Raw genomic sequence first — 25,579 nt, 5'->3', positions numbered from 1 at the left:
TCAAGCGTTAATTTTCAAAATTTCTTTTAAAATCAAACACTTAACTCAGCTTCAAACAACCCTTCCGGGTCACTCTCAAAGCAGATGGCGCATTCTACGCTCTTACTGACCGAAATCAACACCTTTTTCGAGAATTTTTCAGTGGCCGCCGATTCGTGAGAATCTTGCAAGTCATTGAAAAATAAAGCTTTTCAATCCCCTCAACACACCGTAGCGTGTCGAGAGGGGCGCATTATAGAGAGATCCTGCTGGCGGTCAACAGCTTTCTGAAAAAAAATTACAGGAACCTCCCGCCCTCTCTTTTCCCCCTTCTATATAAAGCACGTATACTTGCCCGCTTAATTCCCGGAGCCACCCGGCTCCCTGGTTCGGACTGTTTATCTGTTCCAGTATCTTTTTAAGAAAGAGGTTAGTTATGGCCGAGAAAGCCGTTGTTATTTATTCCGGTGGTATGGATTCCTTTACCATTCTTAATAAAGCCAAAGCAGAAGGTTACGAGCTCTATGCTCTTACCTTTGATTACGGCCAGAAGCACCGCAAGGAAATCGCTTTTGCCACCCGCGTGTGTGAAGAGCTGGGAATCAACCACCGCATCATTGATATCACCGCAATCAACCAACTGCTGCAGAGTTCCTCTCTGACGTCTGATATCGAAATCCCGGAAGGCCACTATGAAGCGGCCAATATGAAGTCCACGGTGGTGCCGAACCGCAATATGATTCTGCTGTCGCTGGCCATTGGCTATGCCGTGGATATTGGTGCCAGCAAAGTATTTTACGGCGCGCATTCCGGTGACCACGCAATTTACCCGGATTGCCGTCCGGACTTTGTTCACGCTATGAATAAAGTCGCCAAGCTGGCCAACTACGAGCCGGTTGATATTGTTACGCCTTACCTGAACAGCGACAAAACAGAGATCCTCGCCGACGGTCTGAAGATGGGGCTGGATTATGGTAAGTCCTGGACCTGCTACAACGGTCGCGAGAAAGCCTGCGGCAAGTGCGGCTCCTGCGTTGAACGCCTGGAAGCCTTTGCCCATAACCATGCCACCGACCCACTGGCTTACGAGAACAGCTGATGGCCGACCGCTACCGCGTTAAGGAAGTTTTTTACACACTGCAGGGCGAAGGCGCACAGGCCGGACGCCCTTCTGTGTTTTGTCGCTTCAGTAAATGCAATCTGTGGAATGGGCGCGAAGATTCCCGTGCTGACGCCGTGTGCGATTTCTGCGATACCGATTTTATCGGCACCGATGGTGACAATGGCGGAATCTACAGTGCAGCGGAGCTGGTCAGCCTGATCAGCAGTCTGTGGCCAGACCCCGCTCAGGGAGTTCCCTATGTGGTCTGCACCGGCGGTGAGCCTTTGCTGCAACTCGACGTACCTTTAATAGAAGCACTGCACGAAGCAGGTTTTGAAATCGGCGTTGAAACCAACGGCACCCTGCCTGCACCTGCCGGCATTGATTGGCTTTGTCTGAGCCCCAAAGCCGATGCCGGGATTGTGCTTACCGAGTGTGATGAGCTGAAGCTGGTCTATCCGCAGAGCAAAGCCATGCCGGAACGCTTTGCTTCTTTTAATGCACGGCATTTTTATCTGCAGCCGATGGCCGACTATCAGGCCATGATTCTGGCAACGGATAAGAATGAAGGGGCGAAAGAAGGCTTATCAACCAGCAATATGCGCAAGACCGTCGAATATTGTCTTGCCCACCCGCAATGGAAGCTGAGCCTGCAGACGCACAAATGGCTGGGGATCGACTGACCCCCCGCGGATGTTCCTTATGGCTGGGGATCGACTGACCCCCGCGGATGTTCCTTATGGCTGGGGATCGACTGACCCCCCGCGGATGTTCCTTATGCCTGACTCCTGATGACTCAGAAGTCGGGCAGCATCACCGCCTTAATCGCTAACTCTCCGGCTTCATAACGGGCATGAATCTGTGCCACTTCAGACATAGCAAAACTCTGCACAGGCAGGCCTTTAAGCTCACCGGCTTCAATGCCGGCTGTCAGAGTTCTCAGGCACTCCCCATGGGCCGCCATATTTTCCTGCCGCAACAGTGGCAACAGCATAAAAACAGCATGCAGAGTCAGCGCTTTGGCATGCGCCTGGGATAAATCATACTGATTACGGGCATTGATCGTCGCCACCTGCGCATAAGGTGCTGCCAGTTCAAGAGCGGTTTGCAGACCCGCACCACCAAAGGTGTCCAGCACTCTGGCGAAACTCTCCCCCTGCGCAACCAGCTCACTACACTGGGAATGCAGCCAGCCACGGCCACCAAAGGCTTCAACCTGAGCGATACGTTCACGACTGCCGGCCGAGCCTTCAACCAGCGCACCCAACTGATGTGCAATCTGCGTCATCATCAGACCAACCGCACCGGAAGCGCCCACCACAAACAAGCGCTCTCCGGCCTGAAGCTGCAAGCGCTGTACTGCGTTGTAAGCCGTAATAGCAGCAATGGGCAGACCAGCGCAGTCTTCCAGCGGCAGATTATGAGGAGCAGGGGCCAGTAAATCGGCATCGGCAACCATATATTCAGCCAGCGCACCATGATGTCCTTTAACCCCGCCGGCGCAGCCATAAACAGCATCGCCCGGAGAAAATGCACTGACGCCTTCGCCTGTTGCTTCTATATAGCCGCTGACATCACAGCCCAGCACACCAGACTGTGGCGCAATGGCCGCAAGCCCGGCACGGATTTTGGTATCCACCGGATTGAAACCAGCAGCCACCACACGAATCAGTACCTGACCGATGCCCGGTTCAGGTAATTCAATCTCAGCTTTCTGTATAACCTCAGGCCCACCGGTCTGTGTCATAACCCATGCCTGGCAACGGATACTCATCTGGATTCCCCCTGTGGCGATGCCAATGCAGCCGCGGCAGTGACATTGGTTGCAATCTGTTCGATCACTTTATTAATCAGCTCTTCACGGCCACTGCTGGCATGAAAGCTGGCATAAACCGTACGGTTGATGACCGGCGCATCGGGCACAACATGCATTTGCCCGCTGTCGAGGTACGGCTGAATCAGGCTGGACGGCAAATACGCCGAGCCGCCATTGCTGAGAATACAATCCAGCGCAATCCGTCCGGTGTTGGTTTGTAATACCGGTGGTTTTGCCCCTTTAAATTCCTGCGCATGCTGAATCTGAAACGACGTTCCCCAGTCCACCAGCACATAATCCTGCGCCAATGCATCCTGCCAGCTGTCACAGGGTTCAGCGGAAACCAGATACAGAGGGATGTTCATCACTTCAATGGTGGTCAGTTCGTCCACTTTGGGAGCATCGAAGACAAAGGCCAGATCCAGAGTGCGTTCAATAATCTGCCTTACCAGATTACCGCTACTGTGCGCCATGGCGTTCAGGGCAATCCCCGGAGAGCTGCTCATAAACAGGCGCAGTTGCTCCTGCAGAAAGGCATCCCAAAGATTCGGGGTCGCTCCGAGTGACATCTGCTGGCTTTTGCCATCCGCCATCGCCACTTCCTGGCGGATACGCTGTTCCAGCAGAACGCTACTTTCAGCCAATGGCATGAGTTTTTCACCTGCCGGGGTCAGCTGAATGTTATTGCGCTGGCGGGAGAACAGTTCCACCCCCAGAAGTCCTTCCAGCTGGCGCACCCGGAAGCTGACGGCAGACTGCGTCAGATACAGGTTTTCTGCCGCCCGTCCGAAGTGCCGCGTACGTGAGACTTCCATAAAAGTTTTAAGCAGTTCTGTGTCCATATCGACCAAAGAAAATTTTCGTTACGATAAGTTTTTTTTGTTTTACCGACGAATCATGGCTGACCATACTCCGCCCAAAATTACCTCATCGGGATAGTAGGTGCAGAATGGACAATAGCCAAGTGAAGAGTTTTGACTGCGATAAAAAGTTCTTTGACGACCGCAATTTTCCACGTGGTTTCCAGCGTTCAGGGGATTTCACCCGTATTCAGGCGCAGATTCTGGAAACAAAAGGTGTGGCCATGAAAGCGCTGCACGAAGGCAGCCGCGCGCCACAGAATGACGAAGAAGAGCGCTTTGTTGCTACCTGTCATGGTAACGAGAAGCCAGCCTCTGATGTCGAGAAAACCTGGGCCATTTACCTCAATGCATTACGCCGTAAGCAGATCTACTTCACGGCTTCTTCCGCTGCTGTGGCTGAAACCGGCTCGGACAGCATAGACAGCGATGATTAAGCCTGTACTCGGCTACATAGAACAAGTCTCTCTCCCCGACTTTGGCATTCAGTGTCTGGCCAAAGTCGATACCGGGGCCTGCACCAGCAGCCTGCATGCTGAACGCATTGAGCCCTTTAAACGGGACGGAAAATCCTGGGTTCGCTTCCATGTGTTGTTTGATAACGACACCGCAACCTTGGATCAGATCTGTGAAGCCGAGGTGGTCGACCGTCGTGTGATCGCCAGCTCCAATGGCCAGCGCAGCCATCGCTACATTATTAAAACTCAGCTTTTTGCTGCCGGGAAAACCTGGACCATCGAACTCAGCCTCAGCCACCGCGGCAGCATGAAATACCCCATGCTGATTGGCCGCCGGGCCATCAGCGGGCGTTTTCTGGTCGATGTCGAACGCCAGTATCCAGGAACAGATTCCCTATGAAGATTGCTATTCTGTCGCGTGACGCCAACCTCTACTCCACCCGTCGTCTGGTGGAAGCCGGCGAAGCGCGCGGACATGAAGTCAGTGTTCTGGATACCCTGCACTGCTATATGAATATCAACAGCCTGGATTCCAGCATCCATTATCAGGGCCACGAGCTGGATGATTTTGATGCTGTTATCCCGCGTATCGGTGCTTCCATTACCTTTTACGGCACCGCAGTGCTGCGCCAGTTTGAGATGATGGGCGTCTATCCGCTGAACGAATCCGTCGCCATCAGCCGCTCACGCGACAAGCTGCGCTCTATGCAGTTAATGGCGCGCAAAGGCATTGGCCTGCCGGTTACCGGTTTTGCCCACAGCCCGGACGATATTCCCGACCTGATCCGTATGGTCGGTGGCGCCCCACTGGTGATCAAACTGCTGGAAGGTACTCAGGGCATCGGCGTGGTACTGGCGGAAACACGCAAAGCCGCCGAAAGCGTGATTGAGGCTTTTATGGGGTTAAAAGCCAACATCATGGTGCAGGAATACATTAAAGAAGCCGGCGGTGCTGATATCCGCTGTTTTGTGGTGGGCGATAAAGTCGTGGCCGCCATGAAACGTCAGGCGCAGGAAGGCGAATTCCGCTCTAACCTGCACCGTGGCGGCAGCGCTTCTTTAATCCGTATTACCCCGGAAGAACGTGCCACCGCGGTGCGCGCCGCACGCACCATGGGCCTGAACGTTGCCGGTGTGGATATTCTGCGCTCCAACCATGGCCCGGTGGTGATGGAAGTGAACTCATCTCCCGGCATTCAGGGCATTGAAGAAGCGACCGGTATCGACGTGGCCGCCAAGATCATGATCTTTATTGAGAAAAATGCCCGCGCTAACCGCACCCGTACCCGCGGACGCGGCTGACCACGGTTTACAGGCCGTATTGCTGCAGACATAAACGTACGTAATCGGCCCGGTCGGACCCTTCCAGCTCCATTGACGTCGCCTGAGATTCACATTCCTGCTGAATCTCACGGCGATACGCTTCATCACCGTCATCCACCGTTGCCGCTACCGGCTCATCAGTGTCCTCTGCCGGTTCTTCAGCAACACATAGAGTGCCACTCAGTCCCCAAAGCACGGCTGTTATATACAACCAGCTCCGCCCCTTGTTCAGTTTCTGCATACCAGCCTCCGTAAATAGTCACATTCTGCGAAGTACGGTGGCCGCCAGCCAGCAAAGGATTTTTGTGGCGACGATCAGGGGTTCTGACCGATTCAACTCACAGGCGCGGTCATGTCCCCTTCCAGTGAGCGCTCGGCAAAATCGGCGGTTTTCACCAGATGCGGATAAGCCGCTGCAACCTGAGCGACAATAAAATCAACCGGTACATCAGCAAAGGTGCCATGATCGTTCAGATATTCCATATGCGCCCGGCCCTGTTCATCAAACGGCTGAAACACCGAATCCTGCTCGCCATCGAACTCCAGCACGCCCACGCCCATACGCTCACACAACGCTTTATTGAAGGCCGGTGTCGCTTTTACCCAGCGCTCATTCAGCCACAGCTCGATATAGCCATGCATAACAAATACATCGGAACGCAGAAACGCCAGTAATTGTGGGGAGGACAGGTGATTGCGCACATCCGCTAATCCCAGCCGGGAAGGAATACCCAGCGCCCGCGCCATAGTGCCGAGCAATACCGCCTTGGGAATACAGTATGACTGGCCCGCGGCCAGACAATGACTGCCGCTGAAACTCTGCGGATCATCACTGAAGGTATAAGGGTTGTAGCGCACACCATCGCGCACCCCAAGATACAGGCGGCGGGCAATCTCCAGCGGATCAGATGCATCACCAGCCAGCGCGCGCGCCTGTGCCACAACCTGCGGATTGGCTGCGTCAAAATAGCGGGTGCTTTGCAGATACTGCTCCATACGGCGACCTTTCATTAAAAAGAGAAGCCTTCACCCTACTCAGCTCCCCCGGCACTGACAATGATCACAACGCCGCAGGCGATTGGCCAAAATGCTCAGCCAGAGTGGGTATTCACCTCTCAATCGGGCAACATTTACAAAGTTACGGCCCTTTCGTATGATGCTGACCCTTCCGGGGCAGCCAAGGCTGCCTTTTTGCGTTTCAGAGGATTTGAGTGATATGCAAGCCATCATGAATACCTACGGGCGGTTACCCGTGACGTTTGAAAGTGGACAAGGCAGCTGGGTTATTGATACTCAGGGCCGACGCTATCTGGATGCGCTCAGTGGTATTGCCGTATGCGGTCTGGGCCATGCCCACCCGGCGGTCACGGCAGCTATCCGTGAGCAGGCTGACAAGCTGATTCACACCTCAAACCTGTATGGCATCAGCAAGCAGCAGGCGCTGGCTGAAGCGCTGGTACGTGTCTCCGGTATGGAAAACGTGTTTTTCTCCAACTCCGGTGCCGAAGCCAACGAAGCGGCGATTAAAATTGCGCGTAAATACGGTCACGACCGCGGCATCCATGAGCCCGTCATCATTGTTATGACCAAGGCCTTCCACGGCCGTACCATGGCCACCCTGACCGCTACCGGTAACACCAAGGTGCAGGAAGGTTTTGGCCCGCTGCTCAATGGTTTTATCCGTGTGCCTTATCAGGATCTGGATGCCATTAAAGCCGTCGTCAAAGCCAACCCGAATGTCGTTGCGGTAATGCTGGAACCGGTACAGGGCGAAGGCGGTCTGGCGACTGCCAGCGCCGACTATCTGACCGGCGTACGTGCCCTGTGTGATGACCACCAGCTGCTGATGATGCTCGACGAAGTACAAACCGGTAACGGCCGGACCGGCACCTATTTCTGCTACCAGCACTTTGGTTTCCGCCCGGATGTCGTAACCACCGCCAAAGGTCTGGGTAACGGCGTGCCTATTGGTGCCTGTCTGGCTCAGGGCAAAGCGGCTCTGGTACTGCAGCCGGGCAATCATGGCTCAACCTATGGCGGTAACCCGCTGGCCTGTGCGGCAGCACTGGCGGTGGTTGAGACCATTGAACAAGAGAATCTGTGTGATCACGCCCGCACCATGGGCGATTACCTGCGTGACGGTTTCCGTGCGCGCCTGAACAACAGCGAGCGTCTGCTCGAAATCCGTGGCCACGGCCTGATGATTGGTCTGGTGCTGAACCAGGACTGCCCGTCACTGATGGCCACCGCTCTGGAACAGGGTCTGCTGCTGAATGTGACCTCCGGCAATGTGGTACGTCTGCTGCCACCGCTGAATCTGTCACAGAGCGAAGCTGACCAGATCATCGAAACCGTGTCCGCCCTGATTGAGGCGCTCGGTTGAGTTTGAATAAGGAACTAACGTGAGACATTTTTTAACCCTGTTAGACCATTCTCCGGAAGAGCTGAACTGGCTTATCCAGCGCGCCATCGAGCTGAAGCAGATGCACAAACGCGGAGAAATCTACGAGCCTCTGCGCAACCGTGTACTGGGGATGATTTTTGAAAAGTCATCCACCCGCACCCGTGTTTCCTTTGAGGCCGGTATGGCACAACTGGGTGGCCATGCCATCTTCCTGTCGCCGCGCGATACCCAGCTGGGCCGTGGTGAGCCGGTAGAAGACAGCGCCCGCGTGCTGTCACGCATGGTCGATGTCGTCATGATCCGTACCTTCGAACACGAAACCGTAGAACGCTTTGCGGCGTTCTCCGAGGTACCGGTAATCAATGCCCTGACTGATGACTTTCATCCCTGTCAGCTGCTGGCCGATATCCAGACCTACGTCGAGCACCGTGGCTCTATTCAGGGCAAAACCGTTGCCTGGATCGGCGATGGCAACAATATGTGCCAGTCGTACATCAACGCGGCGCAGCAGTTTGATTTCAAACTGAACATTGCCACGCCGGAAGGCTTTGAACCGTCACAGTTCCTGGTTGATGAAGCCGCTGACCGTGTCACGCTGATGCGTGATCCGAAAGAAGCGGTACGAGGTGCCGATCTGGTGGCAACGGACGTCTGGGCGTCCATGGGTCAGGAAGATGAACAGGAACAGCGCCTGCGTAAATTCCGTGATTATCAGGTCTCACGCGAGCTGCTGGATCTGGCCAACAAAGACGTGCTCTTTATGCACTGCCTGCCGGCACATCGTGGCGAAGAGGTAAGTGAAGACTTACTGGATGACCCGCGCTCGGTGGTGTGGGACGAAGCAGAAAACCGCCTGCATGCACAGAAAGCCCTGCTCGAATTCCTGCTCTGTCAGGAAGACTGAAAGATAACAGGCTCACTCTTGTAAGCCTGAACTTGTAGGCCTGAACAGCGCCTCAGAAACAGCACCTCAAAAGCCCCGTGACCTTCAGGTTCGACGGGGCTTTTTTTGCTCAGGAAGACTGAGCTGAGGTTTGCTCCAGCGTTTCGGTGCGCACGCGGTTACGTCCGGCGCGCTTCGCTTCATACAACAAACGGTCAGCACGGTTGAGCAGTTCATCGCCCTCCTCACCGGCATGATATTGCGTCACACCGATGGATACCGTCAGCGGCAGAGAAGACTCCGAGAAATTCTCTTCCATCACGGCGATGCGGATACGGTTCAGCGCATTCTCCGCAGTAGCCAGCGTCAGGCCACTGAGCAGCAGCACAAACTCTTCACCGCCATAACGTGCAGCAAGATCGACTTCCCGTACCGACAGCCGCAGCAATTGCGCCAGTTCCACCAGCACCTGATCACCGATACGGTGACCATGCTGATCGTTAATCTGCTTGAAGTGGTCAATATCGACAAAGGCCAGCACAAAGGGCAGCCCTTCACGATTTGCCAGAGCCCGTTGTTTCTCCAGCGTACGCAACAGATAACGGCGATTGTATAAGCCGGTCAGTTCATCGGTAATGGCCAGCTCTTCTATACGCACCATCGCGCGGCGCAACTCGCGGTTCTTCTGGCGGTAGGCTTCACGCAGCAAAGCCACTTCACGCCCAAGAAAACTGTATGCCAGCAGGCTGATAAAGAATGCAGCCCCCAACAAAGCCTCCTGGCTGGCTTGCCACTGACCGGCATTCTGGTGATGCAGCACCAGCATCACCAGGGTGTAAGACGCCATGGTAAACAGCGCAACACCGAGAAAACCGCGCCAGGTCAGGCGGAACACCCCATACGGCATCACCGCCAGATAGCCCAGCATCACCACGTTGCGGTTATCACTGCACAGATAAAGAATGATGGAGACAAAAGAAATGGCCCAGACCATAAAGAAAGCGGTCAGGCCGGGGTCCTGATAATTCAGGGTGCGGCCCGAACCAACCCAATACAACAGTAATGCCTGTCCAAACCAATAAACCGCAATGGCAGAATACAGAACAGCCGCATCCGCGGGGTCGCCCCGCAGTTGAAAGCCCGCCATAAAAAGCAGCGTAAACAGCAGCGCTCCACTGCTGGCCAGCCCATGACGGCGAAGAATGTCACGTTGTTGCTGTCTCATGGCGGCATCCCGTGCACTGAGAACAAAGCGCACGATTATAGAGACTATTTTTTCGCCGGCTATGTCAATTCGCGTAATCTTCGTAACAGAAACTGGCGTAACTGACATCCGCCAGTTCTGTTACCCGGCTACAGCTCAGGCGCCGCAGCGTACCCGCTGAACCGCATTCAGCCAGCCATCGTATAAATGCTGACGCTGACTTTCTTCCAGCTTGGGTTCATAAGCACGATCGTGTACCCAAAACGCTTCCACATCATCCAGGTTCTGATAAACCCCGGCCTGCAAACCCGCCAGAAACGCAGCGCCCAATGCTGTGGTTTCCGTGACTTTCGGGCAGGCGATAGGAATACCCAGAACATCGGCCAGAAACTGCACCAGCCAGCCATTCACCACCATGCCGCCATCAACCCGCAGCTGCGCCGGCTCAACGCCATCCAGCGCCATAGCTTCAAGCAGATCACGGGTCTGATAACACACGGCCTGCAAGCCTGCTGTCACGATTTCTTTAATACCGGTGTCGCGTGTCAGCCCCATAATGGCGCCACGCGCCTGCGGGTCCCAGTACGGGGCGCCAAGACCGGTAAAGGCCGGCACCATATACACCGGATTTTCGTAACCTGTCGCTTCCGCCAGTGACTGCGTCTCACAGGCACTGGAAATCAGGTTCAGGCCGTCACGAATCCACTGAATCGTGGCACCCGCCATAAAAATGGAACCTTCCAGTGCATAAGTGGTTTCGCCATTAATACGGTAGGCCACGGTGGTCAGCAGACGGTGGGTGGACTTCAGCGCCTCCCGGCCGGTATTCATCACCATAAAACAACCGGTGCCATAGGTGCTCTTGGCCATTCCCGGACGGAAGCAGGCCTGACCCACCAGCGCCGCCTGCTGATCACCGGCAACACCACCAATGGCAATCTCAGCACCAAACAGGCTGACATCAATACGGCCATAATCGGCAGCGCTGTCTTTAACCTCAGGCAGCAGTGCGGCCGGAATGCGGAACAGCTGTAACAGTTCCTCATCCCATTGCTGGGTATGAATATTAAACAGTAAGGTGCGCGAGGCATTACTGGCGTCGGTCGCGTGTACTTTGCCGCCGGTCAGACGCCAGAGCAGAAAGGTATCGACCGTACCAAACGCCAATTCGCCGCGCTCTGCCCGCTCACGCGCGCCATCGACGTTATCCAGAATCCAGGCCAGCTTGGTGGCGGAAAAATACGGGTCCAGCAGCAGGCCGGTTTTCTCGGCGATACGCGGCTCAAGCGCCGTATCTTCTTTCAGCTGCTGACACAGTGCCGACGTCCGGCGGTCCTGCCAGACAATAGCGTTATATACCGGCTTACCGCTGGCGCGTTCCCAGACAATGGTTGTCTCGCGCTGATTGGTAATGCCAGCCGCGACAATATCACTCAGCCCGCAACCGGAAGCCGCCAGTGCTTCCCGGGTACTGACAAGGGTGGTTTCCCAGATTTCTTCCGGGTCATGCTCGACCCAACCGGGCTGTGGAAAATGTTGAGTAAACTCGCGCTGACCAGTGGCCAGAATATGACCTTCGGTAGAAAACAGAATGGCGCGGCTACTGGTGGTTCCCTGATCGAAGCTCAGCAAACAGCGTGGCATAGAATGTTATCCTCATTATTTTTTGCGGCAGTTTACTGACTGAAACGAAGATGACCAAGGCCCGAATGGAAATGTAGCGAAATCCGGCAGAATACGCTGACTGAACTATAGTTATCCAATTAACATAACAGCCTTGATAACAAAATGCGTAATAACCAACCGGTAACCCAACGTGAAGTAACTTTGTCCGCCGATAACCATCTGGTGTCGTCCACAAATCTCAAAGGGGTTATCACACACTGTAATGACCACTTCATCCGCATCAGTGGTTTCACCAAAGAAGAACTGAACGGCAGTCCGCACAATCTGGTCCGCCATCCTGATATGCCCACCGCCGCGTTTGCCGATTTGTGGAATACCGTAAAAGCCGGACAACACTGGATGGGCCTCGTTAAAAACCGCACCAAAAACGGTGATCACTACTGGGTCGATGCTTACGTCACACCTCTGTACGAAGGCGATCAGATTGTCGGCTATGAATCCGTGCGCGTTGCTCCCAGCCGCGAGCAGATCAATCGTGCTGAAAAAGCCTATAAACTGCTGAACAGTGGTAAGAATCCGCTGCAACGCTGGGGAGCTCTGCGGGCCATGCTGCCTCAGGCATTGCCCTGGCTGATTGCCGCAGGTGCTGCGTTGTACTGGTCTGATAATCTGATACTGCAGGGTATCGTTGGCCTGAGCGCCGCCTTCAGCCTGTTCCGTCAGTATCAACAGGAAGAAGCCTTCACCCGCTATGGTCAGGATGTTATCAACAACCGCCTGATGGCCTGGATTTACACCGGCCGTGACGATGCCCACGGCCAGCTCGCGTTTGCCCAGCATGCCATGCGCCGCCGCCTGCAGACCGTATTGGTGCGCATTGCCGACAACACCAGCTCACTGGTCAGCGCCACCAGCAATACCCTTAATCTGTCACAGAACACACTGGAGCGCGTCCGCCGTCAGCACAGCTATACCCAACAGGTCGAGCAGGTCAGTACCGACATTCAGCACACCGCATTACAGCTCAATGAAAACAATCAGCAGTCACAACAGGCCAGTCAGCAGGCCGTTGGCAATGCCACTTCCGGTGAGAATGACATCAAAGTAATGATGACTCAGACCGAAGCCCTGCAGGTTGAACTTAAAGGTACGGCCGAAGCCATCAGCCGGCTGGCAAGCGAAACTCAGGGCGTTGACCGCTTTCTGCAGGCTATCAGCGATATTGCCGAGCAGACCAATTTGCTTGCCCTGAACGCCGCCATCGAGGCCGCACGCGCCGGGGAACAAGGGCGCGGGTTTGCAGTAGTCGCTGATGAAGTACGCAATCTGGCACAACGCACTCAGGAATCCGCTGCCGAAATTCAGCTGATCGTAACCGGCCTGAATGAGCACAGCGGTCAGGCTGTGGAGGCTATGAACAAGGGGCAACATTCGACCGAGCAGACTCTGGAGCGGGCCCGTCAGGTGAATGGCGTGTTCTCCACCATCCGCCATGAACTCAGTGAAATTCAGGCTATGACCAATGCGAATTCACGCTCAGCTTCCGAGCAGAACCTGGCGGCCGATCAGATCCGTGATCATCTGACACAACTGGAAAGCCTGGCTCAGGAGGCCGAGCAGCTGGCCGGCAGTATGAACAGCGAGTGCGAGCAACTGGCACAATTGATGGATGAGCAGAATCGCATCATTCAGCGCTTTCAACAAAGCCTATGAAAAGCTAACATTCAGAACTCAATGTCTATGAATTTCATTCATGCTCGATATCAAACATCTGCGCACCCTCGCCGCCCTGCGTGATGGCGGCACTCTGGTGGAAGCCGCCAGACGCATGCACCTGACCCAGTCCGCACTCTCCCATCAGTTAAAAGATCTGGAAGAGCGCCTGGGCGTATCGTTGTTTCTGCGTAAAACCAAACCTTTGCGCTTTACCCGCGCCGGGCTGGAGTTATTACAGCTGGCAGACGACGTACTGCCGTTACTGCGTCAGTCTGAGCGCAATCTGCAGAAAATGGCTGGTGGGCATAGTGGCCGCCTGCATATGGTGATCGAGTGCCACAGCTGCTTCGACTGGCTGATGCCAGCCATCAACAGCTTCCGTGATCACTGGCCTGAGGTTGAGATTGACCTCAGCACCAGTTTTCACTTCGAGCCCATCCCCGCCTTAATCCGCGGGGACGTAGATCTGGTGGTAACGTCCGATCCGGGACCGCATAACGAAATTTATTATCAGCCATTATTCCGCTATCAGTCGGTTCTTGCCGTCGCCAATCAGCATCCGCTGGCTCAGCAGGACTGCATACAGCCTGCCGACCTCAGCAGCGAAACCCTGATTCACTATCCGGTCGACCGCAACCGGCTGGATATATTTGAACACTTTCTGTCACCCAGCGGCATTGAGCCACGGGCGACCCGCCAAACCGAGTTAACGCTGATGATGGTGCAGCTGGTTGCCAGCGGACGGGGCGTCGCCTGCCTGCCAAACTGGGCACTGCAGCCCTATATTGATGCCAATCTGGTTGCTGCCCGGCCTTTGGGCAAAGAAGGGGTATGGCCAACACTGTATGCGGCTGTGCGTAAAGATCAGCAGGACAGTGCCTATATTCAGGATTTCTTTCAGCAAGCGCTGGAGACCTGTTTCCGCCACTTACCGGGAATTCTTCCGGTCAGCTAAAGGCCTGTCGCGGCCATTTCCCCGGATTTCAGGCAAAAAAAAAGGGCTCTGAAAGAGCCCAAAAAAGCGAATAATTTCGCTACATTCTCACCACGTCTCCTAGGGATACGCGGGACATATAATGATCCTGCCATGCTTTTCAGTCTGTAGTGTAAAAGTGTCTTTGTGTAACGCTTTGTATACACTTTTGATATAAGGCCATCACGTTATTCGTGATGACGGCGCGGCCAGATCAGACTGAATTTTGCACCGCCAAGCGCCTCGCTGCGGCTGACCATTGCCCGCCCACCATGCCAATACGCAATACGGCGAACAATTGATAATCCCAGACCATAGCCACCGGAGCTGCGGGTACGGCTGTCATCCAGACGGGCAAAGGCTGTGAATACGCGATCCCAATCCTCTTCCGGAATACCAGGACCATCATCTTCCACATCAACCCGGCAGGTATCCGTTCCAATGGTACAGCTGACCCGGACACGGGAACTGGCGTAGCGCCCGGCATTACCCACCAGATTCTGAATGGCACGATGAATATAGCGCGGCTCCACCTCGGCATAGTGGGCATTCTCCGGCGAAGCGCCGGCATAGCTGACACTGACATGGGCCGGTGGACGCGCTTCTTCAACCACCTGCACCGCCACATCGGCCACATTAACCTTCTGGAAGTCGAGCAGCGGCCCACCTTCCTCCAGACGCGCGTACGTCAGGATCTCATCAATAAGCTCATCCAGCTCCTGAATATCCGAATCCATGCCAGTCAGCTGCTTACTGACGTAAGCATCATCGACACTGTCTTCAATAATCTGTAAGCCAAAACGGATACGGGCCACCGGGGTACGTAATTCGTGGGATACGGCACGTACCATCTCGCGCTGAATAGAAATCAGTCGCTGAATATGCTCCGCCATTTTATTAAACGCCTGACCAAGGCGGCTGACCGGATCGGTACCGGAAATCGCTACCCGCGCACTCAGGTGCCCCTGCGCCAGACGACTGGTGGCCTGTTCCAGCTTACGCAAGCGGATCTCAAATGAGTTCACAACCCAGTAAACCCCAAGACCCAGCAACATGATGCCAATGGCTGTAATGACGAAGATAGCCTGCCAGGAGTAAGGATTGAACGCATCAATAGGCCCAAGCCGCAGCGCCCGTGGCTGACCTGGCAGCTTCGCCAGCGCTTCAGCCTGCTGACCTTCAATGGAAATTCTCACCAATACATCGCCATACTGCATCCGGGCAAAATCGGAATCTGACAGGAAGAGTTTGTCGATATCCACCACCGACAACGGAAAACCAAAGCGCGGCTGCATACGTTTGATAAAGACTTCGATGCTCTCTCCGGAACGCTGCCAGTCTTCGAGTAACAGATAGGCCGAGGCCTGCGCCTGAACCTCTGTCACCGTACTGAGCTGCACATCGAGTAATTCAGACTCAGACATCTGATACAACAGACGCGCGGTGCGTCCTTCATTGGTGGTATCGACCAGCAACTGCCCGCGAGCCAGACGGTTCTGCTGATATTCGTCCACCGGGCCTTCAGCCAATGGCAATATCCGGATATCAGCATCAAAACGTGCGGATAACTCAGATAAAGCACCTGGATCCTGACGCAGCCGCTGGGCAAGCAGCGCAACACTGCCGCCCACCATGTCTTCATTGAATTGCGCGCTGCGCACAAAGTTAACGAGCTGCAAAGCGACCGTGCAGATGATTCCCACCATCAGCAAAGCGCCCAGCAGCCCTGAATAAACCCGGATAAAAATGACGATGTCTCCTGACGTCAGATTTCTTTAACGAACAGGTAGCCTTTACTGCGTACGGTTTTGATACGCTTGGGGTTCATCGGATCATCGCCCACCTTAGGACGGATACGTGACACCCTTACGTCAATGGAACGATCCTGGCCGTCATATTCAATACCCCGCAACTGATGGAAAATTTCTTCCCGGGTCAGTACACGTCCGGCACTGCTGCTCAATAGCCACAGCAGATCAAATTCGGCACTGGTCAGATCAATGCTCTTGCCTTCGAGCCAGGCTTCACGCATGGCGTTATCGACAACCAGATTGCCAAAGGTCAGACGGTTATCAGAACCGCCTTCAACAACCTGCTCTTCCGGTACTTCCTTAACCCGGCGCAACAATGCGCGGATACGGGCCAGCAAGACACGCGGACGAACCGGTTTGGCAACATAATCATCTGCCCCCATTTCCAGCCCCAGTACCTGATCGAGATCTTCGGTACGGGCGGTCAGCATCAGAATCGGGCCTTTGTAGTAAGGACGGACAATACGGCATACCGCCAGGCCATCTTCACCCGGCAACATCAGATCCAGGACAACAAGGTCAGGCTGCTCCGTTTTAATACGTTCAATTGCACGGCTGCCGTCACCTTCAACCGCGACTTTCAGACCGTTACTTTCCAGATAATCCTTGGTAAGAGTCGCCAGACGTTCGTCATCTTCAACGATGAGAATGCGCCAGTTTTCTTCAAGGCTTTGACCATTTTCTTGCTTCAACATGGTTCCTTACCATTCCTTAAACAGGTTCGTACCCCGGAACATTGCCACAGGCATCTGATATTAACTCTAGACCGAGTTACGCTTTGTTGCATAGTAACCAATCTATTCATTATTTGGTAAAAATCAGAGGGCATAACGACTTAGAAAAAACAGCCACATCCTGTCCACCAACTACACACAAGTTATCCACATGGCAAAACCGATAACCCACTATATCTTGGGGTTGAATTCATAGGTATACCGCATTATCTTGTGGATCGACTTAAAAATATGTCGGTAACTCAGTTACTTACACCGGCACCTACAGACTATCAGGCCAGCCGTCAAGCGTTTTACGGAACCCATACCGATCAAGGACAGATGGAGTAGTTTCCCTTGGATACAGGCACAGAAGAGATGAACAGCGAGCTAAAAGTCACCAAACGTGACGGCACCCAGGAACCTTTAAATCTGGATAAAATCCACAAAGTAGTCACCTGGGCTGCCGAGGGTCTTGATAACGTATCTGTGTCTGAAGTGGAGCTTAAGGCCCACCTGCAGTTTTTCGACGGCATCCAGACGTCTGAGATTCATGAAACCCTGATCAAAGCCGCCGCCGATCTGATTTCTGAAGAAACACCCGATTATCAGTATCTGGCCGCGCGCCTGAATATTTTCCATCTGCGCAAAAAAGCCTACGGCCGTTTTGAGCCACCAGCCCTGCTTGATCATGTGAAGCGCATGGTTGAGTCCGAGCGTTATGACCGCCATCTGCTCGAAGATTACACCGCTGAAGAAATCACAGCGATGGACGCCTTTATTGATCACAGCCGCGACCTGACCTTCAGCTATGCCGCGGTTAAGCAGCTGGAAGGCAAATATCTGGTACAGAACCGTGTGACCGGCGAAGTCTATGAAAGCGCTCAGTTCCTCTACGTGCTGATCGCCGCTTGCCTGTTTGCCGGCTATGACAAAGAGCGTCGCCTGGAATACATTCGTCGTTTCTACGATGCGGTATCTACATTCAAACTGTCACTGCCAACGCCAATCATGGCCGGTGTCCGTACTCCGACCCGTCAGTTCAGTTCCTGCGTACTGATCGAAGCCGGCGACAGCCTGGATTCCATCAACGCCACCGCCAGTGCCATTGTTAAGTATGTTTCCCAGCGTGCCGGTATTGGCATCAATGGCGGCCGCATCCGTGCACTCGGTAGCCCGATCCGCGGTGGTGAAGCTTTCCACACCGGTTGTATCCCGTTCTACAAACACTTCCAGACCGCCGTTAAATCCTGCTCACAGGGCGGTGTGCGCGGTGGCGCAGCTACCCTGTTCTATCCGATCTGGCACTACGAAGTTGAAAACCTGCTGGTTCTGAAAAACAACCGCGGCGTTGAAGAAAACCGTGTACGTCACCTCGACTACGGCGTACAGATCAACAAGCTGATGTACGAGCGTCTGATCAAGAACGGCAATATCACGCTGTTCTCACCATCCGATGTTCCGGGCCTGTATGACGCCTTCTTCGAAGATCAGGAACTGTTTGAGCAACTCTACGTTAAATACGAGCAGCAGGACGGTATCCGTAAGAAAACCCTGAAAGCGGTCGACCTGTTCTCCAGCATGATGCAGGAACGCGCCAGCACCGGCCGTATCTACATTCAGAACGTTGACCACTGTAATACCCACAGCCCGTTCAATCCGAAACTGGCTCCGGTGCGTCAGTCCAACCTGTGTCTGGAAATTGCGCTGCCAACCAAGCCGCTGAAAGACGTGAACGATGATTCCGGTGAAATCGCGCTCTGTACTCTGGCCGCATTTAACCTCGGCACACTGAACAATCTGGATGAGCTGGAAGAACTGGCTGATCTGATCGTGCGTGCCCTCGACAGCCTGCTGAGTTATCAGGACTACCCGGTTCCGGCCGCCAAACGCGCCAGCCTGAGCCGCCGCACCCTGGGTGTGGGCGTGATCAACTATGCCTACTATCTGGCGAAAAACGGTGTGAAATATTCCGACGGCAGTGCCAACGGCCTGACCCACCGCGCTTTTGAAGCCATGCAGTACTGGTTGCTGAAAGCATCCAACAATCTGGCCAAAGAACAGGGTGCCTGCGAAGCATTCAGCGACACCACCTATGCCCAGGGTATCCTGCCGATCGACAGCTACAAGAAAGAAGTCGACAAGTTCTGTGAAGAACCGCTGCAGTACGACTGGGAAGCCCTGCGCAAAGATATTCTGGCCCACGGCCTGCGTAACTCCACGCTGTCTGCCCTGATGCCATCTGAAACATCCTCGCAGATCAGCAACGCGACCAACGGTATTGAACCGCCGCGCGGATATATCAGCGTGAAGCAGAGCAAAGATGGTATCCTCAAGCAGGTTGTTCCTGAGTTTGAACGCCTGAAGAAAAACTACGAGTTGTTATGGCAGATTCCGAACAACAATGGCTATCTGCAGCTGGTCGGTATCATGCAGAAATTCGTCGACCAGGCGATCTCCGCTAACACAAACTACGACCCGTCACGTTTTGACGGTGGCAAGGTACCGATGCAGCAGCTGCTGAAAGACCTGCTGACCGCGTACAAAAACGGCCTTAAGACGCTCTATTACCATAACACCCGCGATGGTATGGAAGATCCGCAGAAAGACGCTGTGATCGAAGAAGACGATGACTGCGCAGGCGGCGCGTGTAAGATTTAATTATTTCAGACCTGTCGCAGCCACCTCTCGGTGGCTGCTTTGAGAAAGAACCCCGTATGGCCTATACCACATTTAACCGCAACGAATTTGATACCTTTTCCCAGCCCATGTTCTTTGGCGAACAGGTCAACGTGGCGCGCTACGATCAGCAAAAACACAAGATTTTTGAAAATCTGATCGAAAAACAACTGTCTTTCTTCTGGCGTCCGGAAGAGGTCGACCTGACCAACGACCGCAAGGATTTCCTTGATCTGCCAGAACACGAGAAGCATATTTTCGTCAGCAACCTGAAGTATCAGACGCTGCTGGATTCCGTTCAGGGCCGTTCACCGAACATCGCCCTGTTGCCGGTTGTTTCTCTGCCGGAGCTGGAAACCTGGATTGAGACCTGGTCATTCAGCGAAACCATTCACAGCCGTTCGTACACTCATATCGTGCGTAATATCGTGCCTAATCCGGCGCAGATTTTTGACGATATCACCCGTAATGAGCACATCACCCGCCGTGCTATCTCGGTTACCGAGTACTACGACAGTTTTATCAATCTGAGCAATTACTACATCCAGCTGGGTGAAGGCACGCATCAGGTAAACGGCGAAACCATCGAAATCACTCTGCACGAACTGAAACGCCGCATGTACCTGATGATGGTGTCGGTGAACGTGCTCGAAGCGATTCGCTTTTACGTCAGCTTTGCCTGCTCTTTTGCCTTCGCCGAGCGCGCAAAAATGGAAGGTAACGCCAAGATCATCAAGCTGATTGCCCGTGACGAAGCTCTGCACCTGACCGGCACACAGCATATCCTGCAGATCATGGCGCGCGGTAAAGACGATCCGGAATTTGCCATCATCGCCGAAGAATGCCGCGATGACGTTGTACGCATTTTCAGCGAAGCCGCACAGCAGGAAAAAGAGTGGGCCGAATATCTGTTCAAAGACGGTTCCATGATCGGTCTGAACAAAGACATTCTGTGTCAGTACGTTGAGTACATCACCAATCAGCGTATTGCTGCTCTGGGTTTTGATCCTGTTTTCCCGCCGCGCAACAACCCGCTGCCGTGGATCAACGCCTGGCTGAACAGCGATAACGTTCAGGTAGCACCGCAGGAAGCTGAAATCAGCTCTTATCTGGTAGGCGCCATCGACAGTGAAGTGGATACCGCCGATCTGGGTGATTTTGACCTCTGATGTCTGCTGCTTTGAAAAAACTGCCTGACACCCCGGACAACGATTTCGAACTGACCGGGGACAATCAGCCCGACAGCAATTTCGAACTCGAAGCCCTGCAGCCTGAAGCTGAGCAAGCAGCTCCGCTTCAGGCTGAGCTGTTTCTGCCGGAAAGCAATCCGGAGCAACCGGAAGCCAGCCCGCAGATCGAATTCGATGGCATGCAAAAGCCACTGTTCAGTGTATTGCTGGACGATGGCCGTGAAGTTCACTTTCAGCATGCAGCCACCCTGCTGGAGTCACTCGAAGCTCAGGACGTTGCCGTACATTATCAGTGCCGCGAAGGTTACTGTGGCAGTTGTCGTGTGCAGCTGCTGGAGGGCGATGTCCACTATGCAGAAGAGCCTATGGCCTGGCTTAACGAGGGCGATATTCTGCCCTGCTGCTGCATTCCTAAAAGCAATATCAAAATTAAGCTGTAAAACCTCCCTGTCCTGCGCTGAATCAACATTTTTGCCGCACGCCTCCCCTACTATCAGGTGGCAGTTATAACAATACGCAAGGTCAAGGAGTTCAGCGATGGCTTACATCTGTATTACCCCCAATGTTGCAATGGTACGCATGAATGCCGGCGATCATCTGGAAGAGATGCCCGGCGATTTTTACATCAACCTGGACACTCTGGTTGAAGCCCGGATGCGCAAAGTGCGTAAAGAACACGAAGGGGATTTCTGCTCTGACGTTCTGCTGGTACTGCAAAATAAAACCCATGAGTTTATTTTCCGTAACAGCCCGGCCGGCAATAAAGCCCGTGAAACACTGGAAAAGTACCTGTCCGAACGCAGTATTAATTGTTGAAGTGAAATCAACGTGGCTTGATTTATCAGGCCGCTGCGGTAGCCTTGGTGCTTTTGCACCGAGGCATAAACATGAGTCTGAATTTCCCCCCACTGGAGCAATCTGCTCCCGACTTTACCACCCCTGATCAAAACGGTAATAACGTTACGCTGAGTGCACTGAAAGGCAAAAACGTTGTACTGTACTTTTACCCGAAAGCCATGACCCCCGGCTGCACCGTTCAGGCCTGCGGCATCCGCGACACACGCAGCGAATACGAAGCACTGAATACTGTAGTACTCGGCATCAGCCCGGATGCTCCTTCACGCCTGCAGAAATTCATCGATAAATACGATCTGAATTTTGATCTGCTGTCGGATGAAGACCACAGCATTGCTGAACAATATGGCGTCTGGGGCCTGAAAAAATTTATGGGCAAAGAGTTTATGGGCATCCACCGCGTAACCTTTATTATTGATGCCACCGGGAAACTCCGGCATGTGATGGCGAAGGTCAAAACCAAAACCCATCATGATGATGTGATTAATATTCTGAAAACGCTCTGACGCCTGAAAAAGCCTCAATTCCTGTCCCGGGCGGCCGATACAGGCTGTATGAAAATCCCTGAATTTTTTCTGTTAATCAGCAGTATTCTTTCTGCCGCACCGGCCCTCGCCGGGGCCGGCCATTATGTCGGCTGCTCCGGCGGTTTTGTGCATGCGCCTTATGCCGGAATTCCTGCCCTGCAGGATGAGGGGGATCAGTATGCCGCTGTCGAATGCCACCTTCTGCCACAGCCAACCCAGCATGGGCGACACTGGCTGCCAGCGCTGCCACAACTGGAATGGACTCAGGGTCTGCGCACTGAAATGTCACGCAGCAAAGGCTATAGCGAATTCAGCGACTGGCGCATCAGCCTTCCCCTGTACCGGATCGATATGATGACGGTCGCCTTCAGCGCACAGCAGCAAAAACTGCAGCAATTACACCAGCTGCAGCAACCACTGATCATTTCTGCTCAGTCCTACCAGCAGGGACAGGCTCTGCTGCTGAACAGTACGACAAAACAGTGGGGACTGGAGCTGGATACCCGCCGCAGCGGCAGCCCGATAAGCTCAACCGGGCTGGAACACATACAACAATGGCAACCACTCAGTGTCCGTCTGCAGAACAGTAACCTTGAGACCTTAATACCAGCACAGTTTGATTACTGGCAACTGAACATTAAACACCAGCCATTACTGCCTGGCTTACGGGGGATCTGGGCATTCAGTCTCGGGCACGGTCAGGTATATGACGACGGTAACGCGGCATTACTGGATGAATCAGCGCTGGCCAATGATTTTATCAGCCTGAAACTACTGCTCGGCAGTGTATGGCGAGTGCGCATTACGCCCAATCTGCACTGGCAGAACAGCCTGTCAGCCGAAAGCCAGAACTTCCTGTTTGTCAGCCGCCGTGATGACGACAGCCTGCGTATTGAAGATATTAACCTGCTCAGTTACCGCTTTTTCAGCGGCATCGAATGGCGGTTTTAGGAGGTGGAGGATTTATGCTGCTGGCGGTACTCCAGCGGTGCCACGCCTTCCCAGCGTTTAAAAGCCCGCGTAAAGGTGCTGCTTTCTGAAAAGCCCAGTTGCTCGCTGATCTGAGTCAGAGGCAGACTGGTTGTGGTTAACAGAATCAGAGCCCGCCGCTGACGTTCTGCATCCAACAACTGCTGAAAGCTTGTCTGATCATCCTGCAATTTACGCTGCAAAGTCCGGCCGCTCATATGCAGACGCTGGGCCAGCTGATCACGATCAACCGATAAATCCGTGCTGTTACGCAGAAAGTGCTGGACCAGCCCGGCAGTATCGGGTTGTTGCAGCAGGGCCAACTGCTCTTCCAGCATCTGCTCATGCATTGCCGCCAGCTTTTCATCACCTAATGCCAGGGGTTCTGCCATAATTTCCGGCGCAAATACCAAGGCGTTCCGCGATGCCTCAAACTGCAAGGGGGCGGCAAAGATACGTTGGTAATTATCCAGATTTTCCGGCTGTTTATGCATAAACTCTGCACGCTGCAGAGCAACCGGTTTACAGGCCAGCCAACTGGCAAAACTACGTAATAAAACCAGAACGGCATCTACCTGATGGCGGCTGAAATTATCGGCCTGAGGTTCGTAGCAAATCGCAGCTTCCTGCTCATTGAGTTGCAGAAAATAACGCCCGCCATCACTCAGAAGCCGGGTGTAACGGACAGACTTTTCGAACGCTGAACCAAGATCCGGACTGTGCATCAGTGTCAGGGCAAACAGCTGAAAATGTGCCGGTTTAACCAGTTCTCCCATCAGCAAACCAAAATCTTCGGCCGGACACAACGCTTCCGCTGCGCGCCATATTTTTAAGGTTTGTTGCAGAGATACCCGGGCGTAGGAAGTATTCAGTAACTCATGGCTGATGCCGGCCGCCTGCAGCAACGGGGCAGCAGCAATCCCCTGCTGTTCCGCGCCCTGCAGTAAGGCTTTTATCCAGAGAACAGATACTGTTTTTTCCGCGTTATTGTATGGTGTATTCATTAACTGACTTCTGCGGTTAAACCCGGTGTCCTGCGGGGACAATTTTTAATACCGGCATTTGCGCTACATTATGAGCATCTGACAACCGATAACAATAAAACAAAGAGAACTCCGCTATGAATAAAAAAACAGCCGATCAATGGTTTGAAGAGTATGGTGCCAGCCACCAGAACCCGCTAAACAAACTGATTCATTGGATCTGTGTCCCGCTTATTTTTATTGTCATCATGGGGTTGCTGTGGGAAATACCGGTACCGGCAACCTTCACGCAAGTACCCTACCTGAACTGGGCCACCCTGTCAGCCATTGTTGTAGTGGGGTTTTATGTACGAATGTCATTCAGCCTGTCGATCGGCCTGATCGCTTTTACCATTGCAACCTATGCTCTTATTGCTTGGTTTGAGCAACTGAATCTGGCACCACTCTGGGCCATCTGCGCTGGCAGCTTTGTTGTATTGTGGATTCTTCAGTTTATTGGGCACTACATTGAAGGGAAAAAGCCGTCATTCTTTAAAGACATTCAGTTTCTGCTGATTGGCCCTGCATGGCTGATGGGATTTATCTATCGCAAACTGGGCATTCCGTACTCCTGATCACGCTATGGCGGTACTCAGTACCGCCATTTTCACTGCGCCCCCCCCTGAGCAGATAATGCTGACGCTATTTCGGCACACTCCAACCTCGTGCAACCTCCGCTAACAAGCTAAAAATGCAGCGCAGCTTTTACAAGCTCTCTATTTCATCTGAATACAGGAAAGACTATGACTATCGGATATTGGTGCGTCCTGATCGCCGCTTTATTGCCTTATGTATTTACCGGGCTGGCCAAAGCTGGCGGACGTCGTTACAACAATTACTCGCCACGCGAGTTTCTGGAGAAGCAGGAAGGTTATCGCAAACGCGCACACTGGGTGCAACTCAACAGCTTTGAAGCATTTCCGGCATTTGCCGCAGCGGTAATTATTGCTCACCTGAGCGGTGGTAATCAGGAACGGATTGATATGCTGGCTATGGCTTTTATCGCGATCCGGGTGCTGTATGGCGTGTTATACCTCAGCAATCATGCAACCCTGCGCTCTCTGGTCTGGACGGCGGGCATTGGCTGCACCGTTGCCCTGTTTGTCAGCGGTGTTTAAACCGTCATCATATGTCCATTGCGTTTGTAGCAATAAGCTGAATTGCAGTAGATAACAATTTGCCGGCCTTTATCTGACGTCTGGATAATATAAAGGTCGGTAAATTCCGGCGTTTTCTCCATAAAAGTAGCATTACGGATCAGGCTGGCGTGGGCATCCTGCATATGATTGTTCTGTGCTGGCAGTTCTGCAGCAGGCAGATACAAACCCAGCAAAGTAAATAATCCGATAATCATGAGGTGCAGTGAAGGTTTCATAGCCCAACTCCTGACAACATACTTAAACCAAGTATAGGAAGAGGGAGGGATCGGAGATGGATTGTTTTGTTATAAAGAGTTACCTGCAGACAGG

Annotated in this window: 27 protein-coding genes; 17 read left to right on the top strand and 10 right to left on the bottom strand. The window is 53.5% G+C overall.

Going from position 1 to position 25,579, the window contains the following annotated elements:
- Window positions 1-391: 391 nt before the first annotated feature.
- Both queC and queE read left to right on the top strand, forming a co-directional pair.
- A complete protein-coding gene (queC, locus tag HUF18_RS19560; protein WP_342453581.1) occupies window positions 392-1,078 on the top strand; it encodes a 7-cyano-7-deazaguanine synthase QueC in 687 nt (228 codons plus the stop codon).
- Window positions 1,078-1,764 (top strand): 7-carboxy-7-deazaguanine synthase, encoded by a 687-nt coding sequence (queE, locus tag HUF18_RS19555; RefSeq protein WP_225693554.1) that lies wholly within the window; start codon window positions 1,078-1,080, stop codon window positions 1,762-1,764. The genes queC and queE overlap by 1 nt, the downstream gene beginning before the upstream one ends.
- A gap of 113 nt (window positions 1,765-1,877) precedes the next feature.
- Here queE and HUF18_RS19550 read toward each other — a convergent pair whose 3' ends face one another.
- Window positions 1,878-2,828: an alcohol dehydrogenase catalytic domain-containing protein gene (locus tag HUF18_RS19550; protein WP_225693552.1), complete on the bottom strand. Its 951-nt coding sequence runs from the start codon at window positions 2,826-2,828 to the stop codon at window positions 1,878-1,880.
- A gap of 23 nt (window positions 2,829-2,851) precedes the next feature.
- Window positions 2,852-3,739 (bottom strand): HTH-type transcriptional regulator HdfR, encoded by an 888-nt coding sequence (hdfR, locus tag HUF18_RS19545; protein WP_145466726.1) that lies wholly within the window; start codon window positions 3,737-3,739, stop codon window positions 2,852-2,854.
- 107 nt (window positions 3,740-3,846) lie between these two features.
- Here hdfR and maoP point away from each other — a divergent pair, with 107 nt between their 5' ends.
- Genes maoP through rimK form a run of 3 tightly spaced genes read left to right on the top strand, consistent with a single transcriptional unit; the run spans window position 3,847 to window position 5,517 of the window.
- On the top strand, window positions 3,847-4,194 hold the full coding sequence (gene maoP, locus HUF18_RS19540) for a DUF413 domain-containing protein (RefSeq protein WP_145465747.1): 348 nt from the start codon (window positions 3,847-3,849) through the stop codon (window positions 4,192-4,194).
- Window positions 4,187-4,615, top strand: coding sequence for an ATP-dependent zinc protease family protein (locus tag HUF18_RS19535; RefSeq protein ID WP_145465748.1), 429 nt, complete (start codon window positions 4,187-4,189; stop codon window positions 4,613-4,615). Before maoP ends, HUF18_RS19535 begins: the two co-directional genes overlap by 8 nt.
- On the top strand, window positions 4,612-5,517 hold the full coding sequence (rimK, locus tag HUF18_RS19530; RefSeq protein ID WP_145465749.1) for a 30S ribosomal protein S6--L-glutamate ligase: 906 nt from the start codon (window positions 4,612-4,614) through the stop codon (window positions 5,515-5,517). Before HUF18_RS19535 ends, rimK begins: the two co-directional genes overlap by 4 nt.
- Before the next feature lie 7 nt (window positions 5,518-5,524).
- Here rimK and HUF18_RS19525 read toward each other — a convergent pair whose 3' ends face one another.
- Together HUF18_RS19525 and HUF18_RS19520 are read right to left on the bottom strand one after the other, a co-directional pair.
- Window positions 5,525-5,779, bottom strand: coding sequence for a hypothetical protein (locus tag HUF18_RS19525; protein WP_225693550.1), 255 nt, complete (start codon window positions 5,777-5,779; stop codon window positions 5,525-5,527).
- Between the two features lie 92 nt (window positions 5,780-5,871).
- Window positions 5,872-6,549: a transglutaminase-like domain-containing protein gene (locus HUF18_RS19520; RefSeq protein WP_225693548.1), complete on the bottom strand. Its 678-nt coding sequence runs from the start codon at window positions 6,547-6,549 to the stop codon at window positions 5,872-5,874.
- Between the two features lie 205 nt (window positions 6,550-6,754).
- Here HUF18_RS19520 and HUF18_RS19515 point away from each other — a divergent pair, with 205 nt between their 5' ends.
- Together HUF18_RS19515 and argF are read left to right on the top strand one after the other, a co-directional pair.
- The gene (locus HUF18_RS19515) at window positions 6,755-7,921 is read left to right on the top strand and encodes an aspartate aminotransferase family protein (RefSeq protein ID WP_225693546.1); all 1,167 of its coding nucleotides are present in this window, start codon (window positions 6,755-6,757) and stop codon (window positions 7,919-7,921) included.
- A 19-nt stretch (window positions 7,922-7,940) separates the two neighbouring features.
- Entirely contained in the window at window positions 7,941-8,846 is a 906-nt protein-coding gene (argF, locus tag HUF18_RS19510; RefSeq protein WP_145465752.1) for an ornithine carbamoyltransferase, read from the top strand.
- A 109-nt stretch (window positions 8,847-8,955) separates the two neighbouring features.
- Here the strand turns inward: argF and HUF18_RS19505 are convergent, their stop codons facing one another.
- Both HUF18_RS19505 and glpK read right to left on the bottom strand, forming a co-directional pair.
- The gene (locus HUF18_RS19505) at window positions 8,956-10,050 is read right to left on the bottom strand and encodes a GGDEF domain-containing protein (RefSeq protein ID WP_186435725.1); all 1,095 of its coding nucleotides are present in this window, start codon (window positions 10,048-10,050) and stop codon (window positions 8,956-8,958) included.
- A 135-nt stretch (window positions 10,051-10,185) separates the two neighbouring features.
- Entirely contained in the window at window positions 10,186-11,673 is a 1,488-nt protein-coding gene (gene glpK, locus HUF18_RS19500) for a glycerol kinase GlpK (protein WP_225693544.1), read from the bottom strand.
- 144 nt (window positions 11,674-11,817) lie between these two features.
- Here glpK and HUF18_RS19495 point away from each other — a divergent pair, with 144 nt between their 5' ends.
- Entirely contained in the window at window positions 11,818-13,368 is a 1,551-nt protein-coding gene (locus tag HUF18_RS19495) for a methyl-accepting chemotaxis protein (protein ID WP_225693541.1), read from the top strand.
- Window positions 13,369-13,408: 40 nt separating this feature from the next.
- Entirely contained in the window at window positions 13,409-14,326 is a 918-nt protein-coding gene (locus HUF18_RS19490; RefSeq protein WP_145465756.1) for a LysR family transcriptional regulator, read from the top strand.
- A gap of 206 nt (window positions 14,327-14,532) precedes the next feature.
- Here HUF18_RS19490 and HUF18_RS19485 read toward each other — a convergent pair whose 3' ends face one another.
- Window positions 14,533-16,050 (bottom strand): ATP-binding protein, encoded by a 1,518-nt coding sequence (locus HUF18_RS19485; RefSeq protein ID WP_145465757.1) that lies wholly within the window; start codon window positions 16,048-16,050, stop codon window positions 14,533-14,535.
- A 59-nt stretch (window positions 16,051-16,109) separates the two neighbouring features.
- A complete protein-coding gene (locus HUF18_RS19480; protein ID WP_145465758.1) occupies window positions 16,110-16,850 on the bottom strand; it encodes a response regulator in 741 nt (246 codons plus the stop codon).
- A 396-nt stretch (window positions 16,851-17,246) separates the two neighbouring features.
- Between HUF18_RS19480 and nrdA the strand changes: the two genes are divergently transcribed.
- The 6 genes from nrdA (at window position 17,247) to HUF18_RS19450 (ending at window position 23,070) form a co-directional block, all read left to right on the top strand.
- Window positions 17,247-19,529: a class 1a ribonucleoside-diphosphate reductase subunit alpha gene (nrdA, locus tag HUF18_RS19475; RefSeq protein WP_145465759.1), complete on the top strand. Its 2,283-nt coding sequence runs from the start codon at window positions 17,247-17,249 to the stop codon at window positions 19,527-19,529.
- 56 nt (window positions 19,530-19,585) lie between these two features.
- Window positions 19,586-20,716: a class Ia ribonucleoside-diphosphate reductase subunit beta gene (gene nrdB / locus HUF18_RS19470; RefSeq protein ID WP_145465760.1), complete on the top strand. Its 1,131-nt coding sequence runs from the start codon at window positions 19,586-19,588 to the stop codon at window positions 20,714-20,716.
- Between the two features lie 11 nt (window positions 20,717-20,727).
- Window positions 20,728-21,177 carry a class I ribonucleotide reductase maintenance protein YfaE gene (gene yfaE / locus HUF18_RS19740; RefSeq protein WP_274704278.1) on the top strand — a complete coding sequence of 150 codons (450 nt, stop codon included), beginning with the start codon at window positions 20,728-20,730 and terminating at the stop codon, window positions 21,175-21,177.
- Between the two features lie 97 nt (window positions 21,178-21,274).
- Window positions 21,275-21,553: a hypothetical protein gene (locus HUF18_RS19460; RefSeq protein ID WP_145465761.1), complete on the top strand. Its 279-nt coding sequence runs from the start codon at window positions 21,275-21,277 to the stop codon at window positions 21,551-21,553.
- A 71-nt stretch (window positions 21,554-21,624) separates the two neighbouring features.
- A complete protein-coding gene (gene bcp / locus HUF18_RS19455; protein ID WP_145465762.1) occupies window positions 21,625-22,098 on the top strand; it encodes a thioredoxin-dependent thiol peroxidase in 474 nt (157 codons plus the stop codon).
- A gap of 48 nt (window positions 22,099-22,146) precedes the next feature.
- On the top strand, window positions 22,147-23,070 hold the full coding sequence (locus HUF18_RS19450; protein ID WP_225693539.1) for a hypothetical protein: 924 nt from the start codon (window positions 22,147-22,149) through the stop codon (window positions 23,068-23,070).
- Here the strand turns inward: HUF18_RS19450 and HUF18_RS19445 are convergent.
- Window positions 23,067-24,092 carry an AraC family transcriptional regulator gene (locus tag HUF18_RS19445; RefSeq protein ID WP_225693537.1) on the bottom strand — a complete coding sequence of 342 codons (1,026 nt, stop codon included), beginning with the start codon at window positions 24,090-24,092 and terminating at the stop codon, window positions 23,067-23,069. The genes HUF18_RS19450 and HUF18_RS19445 overlap by 4 nt on opposite strands.
- A 116-nt stretch (window positions 24,093-24,208) precedes the next feature.
- On the opposite strand from HUF18_RS19445, the gene HUF18_RS19440 reads away from it, so the two are divergent.
- Both HUF18_RS19440 and HUF18_RS19435 read left to right on the top strand, forming a co-directional pair.
- Complete coding sequence (locus HUF18_RS19440; protein WP_225693536.1) at window positions 24,209-24,685, top strand: Mpo1 family 2-hydroxy fatty acid dioxygenase; 477 nt, start codon at window positions 24,209-24,211, stop codon at window positions 24,683-24,685.
- 168 nt (window positions 24,686-24,853) lie between these two features.
- Window positions 24,854-25,228 carry an MAPEG family protein gene (locus tag HUF18_RS19435; protein ID WP_145465766.1) on the top strand — a complete coding sequence of 125 codons (375 nt, stop codon included), beginning with the start codon at window positions 24,854-24,856 and terminating at the stop codon, window positions 25,226-25,228.
- Here the strand turns inward: HUF18_RS19435 and HUF18_RS19430 are convergent.
- Window positions 25,225-25,485, bottom strand: a complete 261-nt coding sequence (locus tag HUF18_RS19430; protein WP_225693534.1) for a hypothetical protein — start codon at window positions 25,483-25,485, stop codon at window positions 25,225-25,227. The two genes, HUF18_RS19435 and HUF18_RS19430, sit on opposite strands and share 4 nt — an antisense overlap.
- Window positions 25,486-25,579 lie beyond the last annotated feature (94 nt).

This window comes from Thalassolituus sp. ST750PaO-4 (genome assembly GCF_020320405.1).
GTDB lineage: Bacteria > Pseudomonadota > Gammaproteobacteria > Pseudomonadales > Oceanobacteraceae > Venatoribacter > Venatoribacter alkanivorans.
This window is presented reverse-complemented; position numbering and strand designations above follow the sequence as displayed.